We start from the raw sequence: 15,920 nt of genomic DNA, 5'->3' as shown, positions 1-15,920 counted from the left end.
CGTGTTGTTTCGTTTCACATCATATTTAATCAGATGCCCATGCCTGTCAAACCCTCCGTGACTGTTCCGACGCTGGAATCGCTGAAAGCCGCATCGCCCGCCGAGCAGGCGCGCCTGGGCTGTGCCGACACCGTGCGCGAGATCCTTCAGCAGCCCGATACGTGGCGTGACACGGCCTCGCGGCTGTCTGACCCCACCACGCAGGCGATGCTGCGCGAGCTGCTCGCAACGCAGCCAGAGCACATCGTGCTGACCGGCTCCGGCAGTTCCGTCTACGTGGGTGAATGCCTGGCGCCGGTGCTGCAGGAGGGCTTAGGCATTCCCGCCCAGGCGATTGCTGCTGGCACCTTGCTTACGCATCGCCGCGGCACCCTGCCCAAGGGACGTGGCTTGTTGATATCGATCGCGCGCTCGGGCGATAGCCCGGAAAGTGCCAGCGTGGTGGATCAGGTGCTGGAAGCGGAGCCGGACTACCAACACCTGGTGGTGACCTGCAATGTGCAGGGGCAACTCGCCACGCGCTATCGCAACGAACCGCGCGTGCGTGTGATGCAGCTGTCGCCGCGCACCAATGACCGCAGCCTGGTGATGACCAGCAGCTTCACCAACCTGGTGTTGGGTGGTAGCGGCTTGCTGCATGTCCATGGCGGCAACGCGGATGCAAGCTTGGCGGACCTTGCCGCCAACATCGTCACGCACCTGTTCGAACGCTATGGCGACGCGCTCGCGCAGCAAGGCGCTGCCGATTTCGATGCTGCGCTATATCTCGGCAGCGGCGCCGCGTTTGGTGCCGCGCGTGAGGCGGCATTGAAGATGCTGGAGATGTCCGGCGGCGCGGTGAGCGCGATGTGCGAGACCTATCTGGGTCTGCGCCATGGCCCGATGTCCTGGCTCGATCGCCCGTGTCCGGTCGTCGCCTTTCTGTCGAGTGCGCCCGCCGTGCGCGCCTATGAGCTCGACCTATTGCGCGAAATCGCCCGCAAGAAACTGGGTGGCGTGCGCATCGTGGTGGGCGAAGCGATTCCCACGGATCTGATCGGCCCCGGCGATGTCGCCGTCGAATTGCCCGGGCTGTCACGACTCGACGAAGCACAGCAGGCGATGGTGCATGTCGTCGCCGGCCAAGTACTCGCGCTGTTCCGTTGCCTGTCGCTGGGCCAGCAACCGGATGCACCGTCGCAGGGTGTGTTGACGCGCGTGGTGCAGGCGTTTGCCATCCACGGCGCGGAGAGCGGCACGTGAAGCCGTTGCTGATCGCCGGCGAGATCAACGTCGACCTGGTGCTCACCGGTTGCGAACGCCTGCCCGAGTTTGGCGGCGAAGTCTTGGCGTCCGGCTTTCGCCAAGGCCCCGGCAGCTCGTCGATGATCTGCGCGATGGGTTTGGCGCGTCTGGGGCATCCGGTTGCCTTCGCAGGTGTCACCGGTATGGATGGCTGGGGCGATTACTGCATCGATGCGATGCGCGAGGCGCGCATCGACGTATCCGCCGTGCGTCGGGATGCCTCGCTGCAGACGGGCATCACGGTGGCGCTGTCATCGCAGCAGGACCGCGCACTGGTCACCTATGCCGGCGCCATCGGCGCATTGCGCCAGGACATGATCACCGACGAACGTCTGGCGGGCTGCGGCCATCTGCATGTTTCGTCGTACTACCTGCAGGATCTGCTGCAGCCGGGCCTGCGTGAATTGTTCGAGCGGGCACGCCGGGCGGGGCTCACTGTATCGCTCGACCCTGGTTTCGACCCGCACCAGCGCTGGGGCAGGGAGCTGGTCGCGTTGTTGCCGCTGGTTGATGTGTTCTTGCCGAACGAGCGCGAGGCATGCGCGATCAGCGGTGAGTCCACCGCGCAGGCGTCACTGCATGCCTTGCGCAACGGCCACACGCTGACCGTCGTCAAGCTAGGCGGCGACGGTTGCATCGCGTTGCAGGATGACGGCTCTCTGCTAGCCGTGGCGGCACACGCCGTTGACGTGCTCGACAGCACGGGGGCCGGTGATTCATTCGACGCCGGTTTCCTGCATGCGTGGCGTCGCGGAATGACGCTGCGCGATTGCCTGCGTTGGGGTAGCGCCTGCGGTTCGCTTTCCACGCGTGGTATTGGCGGCACGGCCTGTCAGGGCAGCGAAGCGGATGTTCGCGCCATGCTGGAGGCAGCCGCGTGATTACGGTGGGGGGGATTCAATACGGCGATCGACCGGTTGGTGACCCTCGATGCGCTGCAACCCGGCACCGTGCAACGTGCGAACGCTGTGCAGAGTTACCCCGGCGGCAAGGGCGTCCACGTGGCGCAGACCATCGCCGCACTGGGCGAGCCCGTGCAACTGGTCGGCCTGATCGACGCGACGCATCGCAACTTCGTGGCGCGGCGGATGAGCGAGCGCGGCGTGTTGTTCCATGGCGTGGAAATCGGCGATGACCTGCGCCAATGCCTGGCGCTGCGCGAGCGCGACGGCCGTATGACCGAAGTGCTCGATCCAGGCCCGATGCTCAGTGCCGCTACTCGCGATGAACTGATCCGAACGCTGGGGCGCGCACTCGACAACAGCGATGCACTGGTACTCACCGGTAGCCTGCCACGCGGTTTCGAGAGCGACACCTATGCACGCATCGTGCGTCAGGCGAGCGGCAGCGGCATGACCTGCCTGGTGGATGCCAGCGGCGAAGCGTTGCGCCATGTGGCCGATGCGCGCCCCAGCGTCATCAAGCCCAACCGCGATGAGGCTGGGCAACTGGTCGGGCATCCGGTGGAGACGCAAGCACAGGCGGCGTCGTTGTTGCACGAACTCTACGCGAGGGGCGTTTTGCGTCCCGTGATTACGTTGGGTGAGCAGGGCGCATTCGGCTTCGACGGCGAAAGCACATGGCACGCCCGACTCGTGCTGAAACAGAGCGCGAATGCGGTGGGCTCGGGCGATTGTTTCCTCGCGGGGTTGGCCGTTGCGCACGAGCGTGGCCTGAGCTTCGACGAGTCCCTGCGCCTCGCGGTGGCGTGCGGCGCAGCCAATGCCATGGGTGAAGAAACCGGTTTCGTGGAGCGGCGCGTCGTGCAGGCGCTGCTTCCTGACGTGCGAATTCAGCGCATCGCGGTATCGACAGCAAGCGTTTGATGGCGCGCGTGGCGCGCTGAAGCCACGCGGGCAAAAGGGAGAGTTGTTCGCACCAACCAATCCATGGGGCCCGACTCCATGGGCAGTCATCTCAGGCACCGCTACGAACGGGGAGTTCATGCGGTGCGACGACATAGACCACGGGGAGAGAGTGTTCATGAATACGCGGAAGGGTGGTTTTTCATGTAGTAACGGCCATCGCGAGGGGGCGATGCAGGCCAATGCACTGGTGATCGCCATGCGCCTTGCATGGGCTGTCGGTGGCGTGGCCTGGGGTGGCGCCGCACTGGCGCAATCTTCGACACCGCCGGCGGACACGTCGACCAACGCGTCGCCGAAGTCGCAGGCAAAGCAGGACGATGGCAAGGCATCCGAGAAGAACGCCAAGCAGCTGCAGCAGGTGACGGTGACCGGCTCCAACATTCGCAGCGTCGACGTGGCGGATGCACAACCGGTGATCACCATCAGTCGCGCCGATATCGACCGACAGGGTTTTGCTACTGTCGGCCAGATTCTGCAGAACGTTTCGGCCGCCGCAACACCTGACCTGAGCATGTCGGCACCTGGCGATCTTGGCCCGAATCAGGGCGGACAGTTCATCAACCTGCGTGGCCTGGGTGCGCCACGCACGCTGGTGCTGCTGGATGGCCAGCGCATCGGCGCGGCCCATGGCGGTTACACCAACGTCAACGTGATCCCCACGGCGATCATCGACCACATCGACGTGCTCGCCAACGGCGCATCCGCCGTGTACGGCTCCGATGCCATCGCCGGCGTGGTCAACATCATCACGCGCAAGGATTTCAACGGCGTCGAGCTCAACACCTATAACGGCATGTACGCGCCCCACGGTGATGGCGAGCAGAGCCAGTACGACGTGACGTTCGGCAAGACCACCGATCGTTGGGGCGTGGTGTTCAGCGCCTCGTACCAGAACCAGGAGCCGGTGTGGGCCAGCTCGCGCGGTTTCTCCAGCTACCCGTGGACGGATCAGCATCCCCTGTACGGTCGCTCGTACGTGGGCTATCAGCCTGTGATCACCAACGCGACCCTTCCCGATGGTAGCCAGCATTCCATCGTGCTCGGCCCGGGAGGCGACGGGTCCAATCTCAATGACTACCATCAGGTGGTCAAGCCGACTTACGGTCCGAACGGCGACGTGATCAATCCCGGTGATTACACGTACAACAAGGACGCCGGCCATCAATACATGCTGCACACGGCCGACCGTACCAAGAACCTGTACCTGGATACGCATTACAAGATCACCGACAACATCACCGCCAGATTCAATGCGGGCTACAACCTGGACAGCGAGTCGGCCACGGCGGGTACGGCCACCTTGTATAGCGGCATGGGCGGGCATGACAACTTCCCATCGGTGCTTTCGGCGCAGAGCTATTACAACCCCTATAACCAGCCCGGCCAAACACCGCAGGACGTGAACTTCTACCGCCGCATCGCTGGCGATACGTTCAACAGCTACAACAAACCCAAGAACACCCGTTACAGCGCGGGCCTGGACGGCGTGTTTAGCCTGGGCGAGCACACGTTCAACTGGGACGTGAACTACTACGACAGCAAGATCACCGGCCTGAACACGCGCACGGGGTATTTCAACCTGCCGAACGCGGCGAACGCGCTGGGGCCATCCTTCCGCGGTTCGGATGGCGTCGTGCGTTGCGGCACGCCGGGCAACGTGATCGCTGGCTGCGTGCCGCTCAATCCGCTGGGCAACGTTACCCAGCAAATGCTCGACTACCTGATGATCAACAGCGTCGAGCGCTATGGCAGTGAGGAAAAGGCAGCATCAGCGGACTTTGGCGGTGACCTGTTCTCCTTGCCGGGCGGACAGTTCACCTTTGCGACCGGCGTGGACCATCGCAACGTGTCGGGTTATGACGAGCCTGATGCCTTTGCCGCCGCCGGCAATTCGACCGATGGTGCGGTGGGCCCCAATCACGGCAGCTACTCCTTGAACGAGGCGTATGTCGAGGTCAACGCGCCGTTCCTGAAGGATCTGCCCGGTGCCAAGAGCCTCGCACTGGATGCCGCGCTCCGCTATTCCGACTACAGCAACTTCGGCAGCACCACCAACGCATCCTTCAAGCTGACCTGGCAACCGTTCGACGACCTGCTGGTTCGTGCGAGCTACGGCACAGGCTTCCGCGCACCCACCGTCAACGATCTCTATCAGGGCCTCTACAACGCGGGTGGCTTCACCGATCCGTGCGATGCGGTGTTCGGCCAAGCTACGTACGGCTATAGCCCCACGGTTGCACAGCGCTGCAAGACGGGATACGGCGGCGTTGCCGGTGTGCCGACGAACTTCCGCCAGATCGACAACACCGGGCAGCCGGTGATCGCGCCTGAGGCAGTTGGCGTCACGGAAAGCTTCAATGGCGGCAATCCGCATCTGCAACCTGAGACGTCGTACAACGGCCAGGTCGGCTTCGTGTACAGCCCATCCTGGCTGCAGGGTTTCAACGCATCGGTCGACTACTGGCGCTACAACATCCGCAACCTGATCACCGGCATCACCAATGACCAGGTGTTGGCCAACTGCTACCAGTACGGCCTCGAGTCGTCTTGCTCGCAGTTCCAGCGTCAGGCGGGCACAGGGCAGATCATCAACCTGATGAACCTGGAAACCAACGCCGGCTGGGAGAAGACGTCCGGCTACGATTTCAATCTCGCTTATGCCTTGCCCGAGTACGCGATCGGACGCTTCAAGCTCAACCTCTCCGGCACCTACGTCACCAGCTACAACATGCTGCCGACAGTAGGTTCGGCGGTGGTCTACGGCACTGGTATCGCGTCGTCCCAGACGGCCATGTCAGTGTGGCGCCTGCGCGGCAACTTCTCGGTGGATTGGGCATGGCGCGACTTTGGCGCCACCTGGACCATGCGCTACTTCTCGCCGCTGAAGGCGCCGTGCGCCTTCCCGCCGCCGAATACACGCACCGCCTTCCCCTGCACCTTGCCCAACTACTACGCCCCGGGCGTGGGTCCGGAGCCGATGACACAGATCGCCTCGGTCACCTTCGACGATGTCCAGGTGTATTGGAAGGCACCGTGGAAGGCCACCATTTCGCTGGGCGCCAACAACGTGTTCAATCGCAAGGGGTCGTATATCTACGGCGGTTATGCGGGCAGCGATACGCCGTATAACTACAACGCGTCGTATGACATTGGTCGTTATGTCTACCTGCGTTACCAGCAGAAGTTCTGATCGGGCTTGACCCACGCGCGAGCCGCGGCACCTGCCGCGGCTTTTTGATCCGGGCTGGCCGCGAACGATAGCGCGGTGCGGGCTAGGGCACGAAGAGAGGTGTGAACATGGCAGGGATTGGAGGTGGCCGTACTCAGCGGCTCATTGGCAGGTCACGTACATTGCTGGCATGCATGCTGCTGACCGGGATGACTGGCGCAGCAAGTGCAGCGGACGGGCATATGGCAGCCTTTTCGCAACAGGGCGACGCGTATCAGTTCGGCAATGACAGCATTGTCGCCCGATGGAAGATGGCCGACGGCACGCTGGCCGACATGGTGGTGGAGGATCAGCCGAACCATCAGGCGTTGCCGGTGACGGCACCGATTGAGTTGACCATGGCGGACGGTAGCAAAATCGGTGTGGGGCAGTTGAAGGTGATCTCGGCATCCAAGGCCAGCACGCTGAAGGCGAACGCCAAGGCATCCCGTCTCGCGGAGCGTTCCCCCGGCAACGCCGTGCAGGCGAGCTTCGGTGATGCGGACGGTCGCTTTCGCATCGATTGGCAATGGGTGCAGCGCGAAGGCTCGGACTATCTTCGTGCCATCGTCACCATCACCGCGCTGAAGCAGGACGAGAACATCAGCAAGGTCGCCTTGCTGCAGATGCAGGCAGACGGTGCGGAAGTGGTCGGTGTCGTGCCGGGCTCGCCCATTGTCGCGGGGCATGATTACTTGGGCTTCGAGCATCCCCTCTCGTCCAGTGAAGTGCATGGCAAGCAAGCAAAGTTGTGGATCGAACGCGGCCTGCCGCTGCCCAAGGGGCAGTCGATCACGTATTCGGCCGTAGTCGGCGTGACGCATGACAACCAGTTGCGCCGCGATTTCCTTACCTATGTCGAGCGCGAGCGCGCGCATCCGTATCGCACCTTCCTGCATTACAACTCGTGGTACGACATCGGCTATTTCACGCCGTACACCGAGGCACAGGCATTGGACCGCATTCATGCCTTCGGCGAAGAGCTGAAGGTCAAACGCGGCGTGACACTCGACTCCTACCTGTTCGACGATGGCTGGGACGATCGCAGCGGTAGCTGGCATTTCAGCAAGGACTTCCCGCACGGTTTCTCGCCGCTGCGCGACGCGGCGGCCAAGTACGGTGCTGCGCCCGGCATGTGGCTGTCCCCGTGGGGTGGTTACGGCAAGCCGAAGGAAGAGCGCGTCAAGAACGGGCAGGCCGCCGGCTACGAAATCATCGATGGCGGTCTCGCGCTCTCCGGTCCCAAGTACTACCAGCGCTTCCACGACGCGGTAATGGGCCTGGTAAAGAACGACGGCATCAACCAGTTCAAGTTTGATGGCACGGGTAACGCGGACAAGGTATTTCCGGGCAGCCGCTTCAGTAGCGACTTCGATGCGGCTATCCAGCTGATCGACGACCTGCGCGTGGCTAAGCCGGACCTGTATATCAACCTCACCACCGGGACGATGGCCTCACCGTTCTGGCTGCGCTACGCCGATTCGATCTGGCGTGACGGCGAAGACGATGACCTGGCCGGCGTAGGCAGCAAGCGTGAACGCTGGATCACCTATCGCGATCGCGAGACTTACCACAACATCGTGGAGAAGGGGCCGCTGTATCCGCTCAACTCGCTGATGCTCCACGGCATCATCTACGCCAAGGAAAACCGTCGACTCAACGCCGACCCAGACCATGACTTTGCCAACGAAGTGCGCTCCTACTTTGGCACCGGCACGCAACTGCAGGAGATGTACATCACGCCGGACCTGCTTTCCGCGCAGGACTGGGACGTGCTCGCCGAAGCCGCACGCTGGTCGCGCACTAACGCGGGTGTGCTCAAGGATGTGCATTGGGTCGGTGGCGACCCTGGGCGATTGGACGTCTACGGCTGGGCCGCGTGGACGCCGACCAAGGCGATCCTCACCTTGCGCAATCCCAGTGACAAACCACAGCTGGCGGTGATTGATCTGGCACGGCAGATGGAGCTTCCGCCCGGTGCGGCGCATCGCTTCCATGCGCGCAGCCCGTGGAAGGAAGACGCGAGCAAGCCGGCGCTGAGTTTCGACGCAGACCAGCCGAGCACGATCACGCTGGCGCCGTTCCAGGTGTTGAACCTGGAGTTGGTACCGGACGCATTGCACTAAGTGTTCCCTTCGGCCGGCATCCCCCCGCCGGCCCTTGGTCCCGATGTATCGAGGGACCTGGCCTCGTCGTGAGACGAGGCCTTTCTTTATCTGCGGTAGCAACCGTTGAGCCAAGCTCCCTTTCACGAGGAGAGAAAACGGGCAAAGACGGGCAGTGACAGGCAACTATCACTCTGATTGGATCAGATCTGATGGCGTTTCCACGTGCCACTGTCTGTTCTGCAATGGGTACTGCCTGCGTGGCGGACCGGCGTCGAAAAGAAGATGGATGCTGATGTTTCGGGCGACATGTTTTTCCGCCACGTATAAAGCTACATGCTGAGGAATGTGAGGCTTGCCAAGGGGACGCGAGGAACATGTCAAGGCATGGCGCGTAGAACTGGCTGTGGCAGACGTGGGCAAGAATCGATTCTTGGCCGCCCTGCGTGGCGCGCTCAAGTTTGGGCTATACAAACGATGGATCGGTGTCGAGCGGACCATTGCAATGGTCCAGCATGAAAGACGATCAAGTGCCCACTCGCCAGCGTGTCTAACCCCTGTGCATCGCGCACACGAGGGGTGGGCGGTAATTTCAGATCGTTCTGATGGACGGTGCTGTTGCTGCGTCGGTAGCGTCAGAAGAAATACCACCTGACGGGATCGCCAGGCCCGAACGCATGCCACGGAGGATGTTCCACGATGTCCCGTAGTGCCGATGTTCGTTACACCTTCACCCCTTCGTCTTCAGCCACCTCTTTTGAGGTCGTGAGCTTCTCGCTCGATGAATCCCTCTCGGCTGATGGGCTCCCATCCGATGACGGCGCCCCGTTGCCTTACCGGTTGAGCGTCGAGCTTTCATCGTTTGACGATAACGTCGATTTCTCCGCGTTACTCGATGCGCCTGCACACTTTGCCATCTGGCGGGATGGCCAAGTGGTGCGACATGTCCACGGCATCGTCACGGCCTGGGACCAGGGGGATAGCGGCACACGCCGGACGCGATATAGCGCGGTCTTAGAACCTGCGCTCGCCCGCCTCACGCTACGCAGCAATTGCAGAATATTTCAGCAACTGTCGGTGCCCGACATCATCGGCGTGCTGCTCAAGGAGCACGGCCTGTTGGGTGTGGAGTGGAACCTATCGGGTCCGCACCTGCCCCGCGAGTTTGCGTGCCAATGGAATGAGAGTGATTGGGCCTTTGTGCAGAGAATTTCAGCCGACGAAGGCATCGTGTTATCGATTGAGCACGAAGCGAATCAGCATCAACTGATCTTCACCGACACCACGCAGAGTCTGCCCAAGGGCGGCGCGTTGATCTACGAACCGCAAGCCGGCGGCACCGCCGATCAACCCAGCCTGCGCAAATTCCGCTACAGCCAGCGCATGGCCCCGACGAGTACCCGGGGGCGTGAGTACACATTCTGGAACGCCAAATATAATCTGGAGCATCAGGCGGCGCCGTACGCGTCCGAGGCGAAATTGGGGCGAGTCACGTCCGACGTCGAGGTGTCCAGCGAGTACGCCTCATCCGCGCCAAGCACGGCCGGGGCATCTGGGGGGAACTACGAGCGCTACCGCTACCCCGCCGATTACAAGAGGGATGAGGTTGGCAAGCCCTTCACGCGTACCCGCCTCAACGCCGAGCGGCGCGAGGCCGCGCAAGCCTTTGGCGAGGGCGATGCCGCGTTTCTCGTGCCGGGCACGTCGTACACCCTGGAGGGTCATCCGCGCGAAGCGTGGAATTGCGATTGGCTCGTGGCGCGCATGCATCACGAAGGGACCCAACACCCCAGCCAAGGCGAAGACGCTACTGAAGGTGCCACCACCTATAGCAACACCGTCGTGTTTGTCGCGCGTGCGTTCGAGTGGAAAGCCCCGCTATGGCCCAAGCCGCGCATGGATGGGCCGTTGATCGCCACCGTGGTAGGTCCACCGAATGAAGAAATTTTTGTAGATAGCTTCGGGCGCGTGCGCCTTCAGTTCCCCTGGGATCGCGAGGGCAAAAGCGACGAGCACAGCTCCTGCTGGGTGCGGGTGTCGCAGGGTTGGGCGGGCACCATGTACGGCATGCAAGCACTACCGCGCATCGGGCACGAGGTGATCGTTTCATTTCTCGGAGGCGATATAGACCAGCCCGTTGTCACCGGCAGAACGCATCATCCGGGCAACCTGCCACCGTACGAATTGCCGCGCTACAAGACGCGCAGTACGTGGAAAACGCAAACCCATAAAGGAAAAGGATTCAATGAGTTGCGCTTCGACGACGAAGCACAACAGGAAGAGATTTATCTGCATGCGCAGAAAGATCACAACGTCGAAGTATTAAACAACGAAACCACGCGCATCGGCAACGACCGCAACGAAAAAGTTGCTAACGATGAAACCATCGCCATCGGTCACGACCGTACCGAGAACGTGACGCGTGACGAGCAAGTAACCGTAGGCAATGACCGCAAGCACACGATAGGGCAAGACGACAACCTCACAATTGCACGTAATCAAACGCGCCACGTCGGTAAAGACTTGGTGGAAGACGTGGGCAATCACCGTATCGACAAGATTGCCGCCGATCACACCAGTTCGGTCGGCGGTCATGTCGAACACACCGTGCAGGGTCACCACCACCTAACAGCGAACGAAGCCATGGTGTACCGCTCAAAGCGCGTTGATTACTTCGCCGATACCGTCGCCTTCAACACACCCGGCGGCGTGTTGCTTTTGGATGCCAAGGGGCTCTCGTATCAGGGTCGCCGCATTCTCGGCATTGCAGGAGATATTGATCTACGCGACGGCAGCGGCGGCCAAGCGTTCACGCTCGACGGCGCGCCGCATCTGTCGGTGCCGGCGGATCGCGGCGACCTGAACTTCTCTCACTGACCACGCAACGGACGGCTAACACCATGCTTATCAGTTACCCATTTCTTGCGGGGCAACCGCGCGAGGATACCGACCCGACGGCGCCGCACGACCTAAGCCACCTGGGCGAACTCACCGGCACCGGCCAGTTTCCCCTGACACAAGGGCTCGATTGGCATGGCGGCTCGCACTGGGAGGCACCGCTGTCGACTAACGGCGATGTGGAGGACGTGCGCGCCATCGCGGATGGTGAAGTGGTCTATGCACGCGAAAGCGACGGCAAGCCCGCGCGCGATACCGACCCCGCCATTATCGACGCCCACCCGCTGCTCTACTACAAAGGCTGGACGAGCAATGGCGTTGTGATCCTGAAACACGTAACGGAAATCGGTGAAGGCGTGGACGTCACCTTCTATTCGATTTACCAGCATATGGACACGCTCGCCACGGTGGGGCCAGCGGGCCACACGCAAGCGCTGAAAAAGGGTGACAAGGTTTACCGCAAAAATAAGTTAGGCAAGGCCGGCACGATCTATGGGCAAACCCACCGCATCCATCTGGAAATCATTGCTGACGCGACGAACGCCGAGCGCGTGATGGGGCGCAGCAGCACCCCGCTAACCGCGCCACAGGGGGCGCACGTCGTGCGTGTGGGGTGACACCTTTATCAGGGTACCGGCGGGGACGCCGTATTACGCGACGGACCCACGCACGGCGACCGCGAGTTATGCCGTCATCACGTATCAGCGCGGCGTGACCGGAGGGGATACTCTCGCCGGTGTGGCCGCCAAGTTCTACACCACGCCCGAACGGTTGCGCCAAATCAACTTAGATACGGTCGCATGGTTGCGAAAAACGTACATAAGTACGCCCGGCGCGCCGTGGAATGACGATGATTGGTTTAACGCCGTGACCGGGGTCATTCCAGAAGGGCATTTCAGTGGCACCGTTCCGCACATCATCAAGGTGCCCGCGATATGGGGGGGACACTGCGTGTCCACCGGGGTTCGTTCCGCAGCAGTGGGCGCAATCGCTAGTGCCGGTGCTCGGACGCACACCGGGCGACCTTACCGTGCGGCTCAACGAAAGCGGCGGACTGATTCAAGTCTTCTCGCGCGATGCCACCGGCAGGGAGGTCGCGCCGGCAAAACCTGAAAGCAGTTACGACCTCTACGCGCGAGCAACGGCGCAGTATCCCGGCTGTCCCAGCGCCGGCTACGAACTATTGCGTTTCGGTCGTGTCCTGGGACCGGATGCGCTGGCCGCCGGCGACCAATACCGCGGTCGCGTGCCGCATATTCGGCAGGTGAGGCAGGCGGATCAAGACGTCTTTCTCGACCTCAATACGGCGGGCGTGCAGGTGTACAGCGACGCCGATTTTCCGGACTGGGCCGGATGGACGTTTATCGCTGACGACGTGAATGTGGACAGCCGCGCGCGCTCCGCCACCCTGTTGAACCTGATCGACCCACCGCCGGCCACACCGCCACCGCCGCCCGCAACGCCGCTCACGCCCGAGCACGTAGCGCAGCAGCGTGCCGCGCGCTACGTGCGCGTTGAGGCGGCCATGGCCAACGCGGCGGTACGGAAGCGGCTCCGCCGCTGTGTGGTGACGATGGCGACGGAATGGTCTACGGCACTTTTTGAACAACACTGGAGCTGGCTCAAAGGCAAGCCTAGCGACCCGCGTGGCATCGGCGTCGAGAGCTGTGTCAGCGATGATGTATACACCCGCTTTCAGCAACACTACATGGCGTTGTCGTTTTGGGAGGCTGCGGGAAGAGCTCTTTCTCTATCGCCCGGCTAATGATGGCTGTTGCCATCGTGATAAGCATCGTGGCACCCCAGTTGACCAACCAGCACATCAGCCAAACCGCAACGTTCACATCTTCGACGCGTCGCCTCATCCTTCAAGGAAGCAACTATGTCCTTCCCCACTAAACGCCCCGTACTGGACGGCGACACCACCACCCACGGCGGCATCGTTCGCGCCACGGGCCGCTTTAAGGTGAACGGTTGCCGTGTCGCTGTGCTCAATGACACGGTGCATTGCCCACAATGCGGCACCGCGACAATTACCGAAGGGGACGCGACCTTGCGCGCCGGGTTTGGCGTGGCGTTGCACGGCTTTAGGACGTCGTGCGGCGCAACACTGATTTCTAGCGTGTCGGTCTGAGTGGGTGACGAGGCTCTTATCGTCGCCGCAGATCACACCTGCGTCATCGTCATGCGCGTTGCGTGCCACCCACACAAAGCAAGCGGCATGGCGCCTGAGGACACCCACGGGCGCTCTCATTTGTCCGGTGGGGAATGTTGCTGCTTGGCAACTCCCGTGGGACACAGAGGGTACTGCCAACCGCCTCGCAAAGCGCCGTGACTAAGAGGACTTAAAGCAATAGCTGGTTACAAGCTTACATGCGGAACACGCCGTAGCGCTGCGGCTCGATCGGTGCATTGAGCGACGCCGAGATCGCCAGCCCCAGCACGCGGCGCGTATCGGCCGGATCGATGATGCCGTCGTCCCACAGGCGGGCGCTGGCGTAATAGGGATGGCCCTGGCGCTCGTACTGGTCGCGGATCGGCGCCTTGAAGGCTTCTTCGTCCTCCGCGCTCCAGGACTTGCCACTGGCTTCGATGCCATCACGGCGCACCGTGGCGAGCACCGACGCGGCCTGCTCGCCGCCCATCACGCTGATGCGCGAGTTGGGCCACATCCACAGGAAGCGTGCGCCATAGGCGCGTCCGCACATGGCGTAGTTGCCCGCGCCAAAGCTGCCGCCGATCACCACGGTGAATTTGGGCACGTGGGAGCAGGCCACGGCCGTCACCATCTTGGCGCCGTCCTTTGCGATGCCTGCGTTCTCGTACTTCTTGCCAACCATGAAGCCAGTGATGTTCTGCAGGAACACCAGCGGCACGTTGCGCTGGTTGCACAACTCGATGAAGTGCGCGCCCTTGAGCGCGGACTCCGAGAACAGAATGCCGTTGTTGGCGATGATGCCCACCGGATAGCCGTGGATATGCGCGAAACCGCAGACCAGGGTCTTGCCGTAGCGCGCCTTGAACTCGTGGAACTCCGAGCCGTCGACGATGCGTGCGATCACCTCGCGGATGTCGAACGGGCGACGGCTGTCCTGCGGGATGATGCCGTACAACTCATCGGCAGCGTAAAGGGGCTCTGCTGGCGCACGTAGCGCCAGTGGCATGTCCTTCTTGCGGTTGAGGCTGGCGACGATATCGCGGGCAATGGAGAGTGCATGTGCGTCGTTCTCGGCGTAATGGTCCGCCACGCCCGACACGGACGTATGGACATCCGCACCACCCAGCGCTTCCGCGTCGACCACCTCGCCGGTGGCGGCCTTCACCAGCGGCGGGCCGCCGAGGAAGATCGTGCCTTGCTCGCGCACGATGATGGTTTCGTCGCTCATCGCCGGCACATAGGCGCCACCGGCCGTACACGAACCCATCACGACGGCGATCTGCGGAATCCCCAGGCCGGACATGCGTGCCTGGTTGAAGAAAATGCGCCCGAAGTGTTCCTTGTCCGGAAACACCTCATCCTGTAGCGGCAGGAAAGCGCCGCCGGAGTCGACCAGATAGATGCAGGGCAGGCGGTTCTCCAGCGCGACTTCCTGTGCACGGAGGTGCTTCTTCACTGTCATCGGAAAGTAGGTGCCGCCCTTGACCGTGGCGTCGTTGGCGACCACCAACACTTCGATGCCGTTGACGCGGCCGATGCCGGTGATGATGCCTGCGGCCGGTGCCGCATCGTCGTACATGCCATGCGCGGCCAGTGGCGACAGCTCGAGGAACGGCGAGCCGGGATCGAGCAGGGCGCGGATGCGCTCACGTGGCAGCAGCTTGCCGCGGGACGTGTGCTTGTCGCGGGCCTTCTCGCCACCGCCTTCTGCGCTGCGCGCCAGTTCGCGATGCAGGTCGTCCACCTGACCCTTCAACTGCGCGCTGCTGGCCTGGAAGTCCGGGGAGCGGGGATCGATCTGCGACGCGATGACACTCATGAGCGGAAGCTGCCGTTCGTGGGGAGTCCCGGATGATAGCCGCCTGTGCTCAAGGGCTAAATCGGCGTCGCAGCATGAAACCGGGTAAGGCGTTGTGAACGCAAAGAAAATCGGCCGCATGATGCGGCCGCTGGCTTTTCATGGGCATAAGAAAAATCGGTAGTGCGAGGCGGCCGCTGGCTTTTCCTAGGCACCAAAAAAAACGACCGCGCAAGGCGGCCGCTGGCTTTTCTCAGGCACAAAAAAAACCGGCCGCGCAAGGCGGCCGGTTTCGGAAGTACACGAGTGTACTTAGTGACCAGCGGTCGAAGCGGCAGCCGGAGCAGCAGCGGTCGAAGCCGGGGTCGGCGCCGGCTGTTCGGCCGGGGCAGCAGCAGCCGCGGTCGAAGCAGCGGCCGGAGCCTGCTCTGCCGGAGCAGCAGCAGCCTTCTGAGCCTGGTCAGCAGCCTGCTGAGCCTGGTCAGCCGACTTCTGAGCGTCCTGCGCGGAATCCTGCGCGCCGTTGCTGCAAGCCGCCAGCAGCGCGACGAGCGCAGAGGCGAGAAGGGTACGCGTGAACTTCATGTTGAATCTCCTTTGC

General features: G+C 62.4%; 11 protein-coding genes. 9 read left to right on the top strand and 2 right to left on the bottom strand.

Going from position 1 to position 15,920, the window contains the following annotated elements:
• Positions 1–39: 39 nt before the first annotated feature.
• The 9 genes from DYST_RS07930 to DYST_RS07890 all read left to right on the top strand — a co-directional run bounded on the left by DYST_RS07930 (position 40) and on the right by DYST_RS07890 (position 13,497).
• Positions 40–1,242, top strand: coding sequence for an SIS domain-containing protein (locus DYST_RS07930; RefSeq protein ID WP_239951163.1), 1,203 nt, complete (start codon positions 40–42; stop codon positions 1,240–1,242).
• Complete coding sequence (locus DYST_RS07925; protein WP_239951161.1) at positions 1,239–2,165, top strand: carbohydrate kinase family protein; 927 nt, start codon at positions 1,239–1,241, stop codon at positions 2,163–2,165. The genes DYST_RS07930 and DYST_RS07925 overlap by 4 nt, the downstream gene beginning before the upstream one ends.
• Before the next feature lie 27 nt (positions 2,166–2,192).
• Positions 2,193–3,110: a 1-phosphofructokinase family hexose kinase gene (locus DYST_RS07920; protein WP_275666974.1), complete on the top strand. Its 918-nt coding sequence runs from the start codon at positions 2,193–2,195 to the stop codon at positions 3,108–3,110.
• 157 nt (positions 3,111–3,267) lie between these two features.
• Complete coding sequence (locus tag DYST_RS07915) at positions 3,268–6,342, top strand: TonB-dependent receptor plug domain-containing protein (protein WP_239951158.1); 3,075 nt, start codon at positions 3,268–3,270, stop codon at positions 6,340–6,342.
• A gap of 221 nt (positions 6,343–6,563) precedes the next feature.
• A complete protein-coding gene (locus tag DYST_RS07910) occupies positions 6,564–8,486 on the top strand; it encodes an enterotoxin (RefSeq protein ID WP_239951156.1) in 1,923 nt (640 codons plus the stop codon).
• A 678-nt stretch (positions 8,487–9,164) separates the two neighbouring features.
• Complete coding sequence (locus tag DYST_RS07905; RefSeq protein ID WP_239951154.1) at positions 9,165–11,342, top strand: type VI secretion system Vgr family protein; 2,178 nt, start codon at positions 9,165–9,167, stop codon at positions 11,340–11,342.
• Between the two features lie 23 nt (positions 11,343–11,365).
• A complete protein-coding gene (locus DYST_RS07900; RefSeq protein WP_239951152.1) occupies positions 11,366–11,980 on the top strand; it encodes a M23 family metallopeptidase in 615 nt (204 codons plus the stop codon).
• A gap of 377 nt (positions 11,981–12,357) precedes the next feature.
• The gene (locus DYST_RS07895) at positions 12,358–13,128 is read left to right on the top strand and encodes a hypothetical protein (protein WP_239951150.1); all 771 of its coding nucleotides are present in this window, start codon (positions 12,358–12,360) and stop codon (positions 13,126–13,128) included.
• 117 nt (positions 13,129–13,245) lie between these two features.
• Positions 13,246–13,497, top strand: a complete 252-nt coding sequence (locus DYST_RS07890) for a PAAR domain-containing protein (protein ID WP_239951148.1) — start codon at positions 13,246–13,248, stop codon at positions 13,495–13,497.
• 235 nt (positions 13,498–13,732) lie between these two features.
• Here the strand turns inward: DYST_RS07890 and DYST_RS07885 are convergent, their stop codons facing one another.
• Both DYST_RS07885 and DYST_RS07880 read right to left on the bottom strand, forming a co-directional pair.
• Positions 13,733–15,340 carry a carboxyl transferase domain-containing protein gene (locus DYST_RS07885; RefSeq protein WP_102302409.1) on the bottom strand — a complete coding sequence of 536 codons (1,608 nt, stop codon included), beginning with the start codon at positions 15,338–15,340 and terminating at the stop codon, positions 13,733–13,735.
• 291 nt (positions 15,341–15,631) lie between these two features.
• Positions 15,632–15,904, bottom strand: coding sequence for a hypothetical protein (locus DYST_RS07880; RefSeq protein WP_238481015.1), 273 nt, complete (start codon positions 15,902–15,904; stop codon positions 15,632–15,634).
• Positions 15,905–15,920: the final 16 nt, after the last annotated feature.

This window comes from Dyella terrae (assembly GCF_022394535.1).
In the GTDB taxonomy this organism is placed as follows: Bacteria; Pseudomonadota; Gammaproteobacteria; order Xanthomonadales; family Rhodanobacteraceae; genus Dyella.
Note: the sequence above shows the minus strand (reverse complement) of the source record. Positions and strands in the feature narration are given on the sequence as shown.

Bases quoted from the DNA above. Each gene is read 5' to 3' on its own strand.
- DYST_RS07930 (WP_239951163.1), top strand. From the start codon at position 40: ATGCCTGTCAAACCCTCCGTGACTGTTCCGACGCTGGAATCGCTGAAA.
- DYST_RS07915 (WP_239951158.1), top strand. From the start codon at position 3,268: ATGAATACGCGGAAGGGTGGTTTTTCATGTAGTAACGGCCATCGCGAG.
- DYST_RS07910 (WP_239951156.1), top strand. From the start codon at position 6,564: ATGGCAGCCTTTTCGCAACAGGGCGACGCGTATCAGTTCGGCAATGAC.
- DYST_RS07905 (WP_239951154.1), top strand. From the start codon at position 9,165: ATGTCCCGTAGTGCCGATGTTCGTTACACCTTCACCCCTTCGTCTTCA.
- DYST_RS07900 (WP_239951152.1), top strand. From the start codon at position 11,366: ATGCTTATCAGTTACCCATTTCTTGCGGGGCAACCGCGCGAGGATACC.
- DYST_RS07890 (WP_239951148.1), top strand. From the start codon at position 13,246: ATGTCCTTCCCCACTAAACGCCCCGTACTGGACGGCGACACCACCACC.
- DYST_RS07885 (WP_102302409.1), bottom strand. From the start codon at position 15,340: ATGAGTGTCATCGCGTCGCAGATCGATCCCCGCTCCCCGGACTTCCAG.
- DYST_RS07880 (WP_238481015.1), bottom strand. From the start codon at position 15,904: ATGAAGTTCACGCGTACCCTTCTCGCCTCTGCGCTCGTCGCGCTGCTG.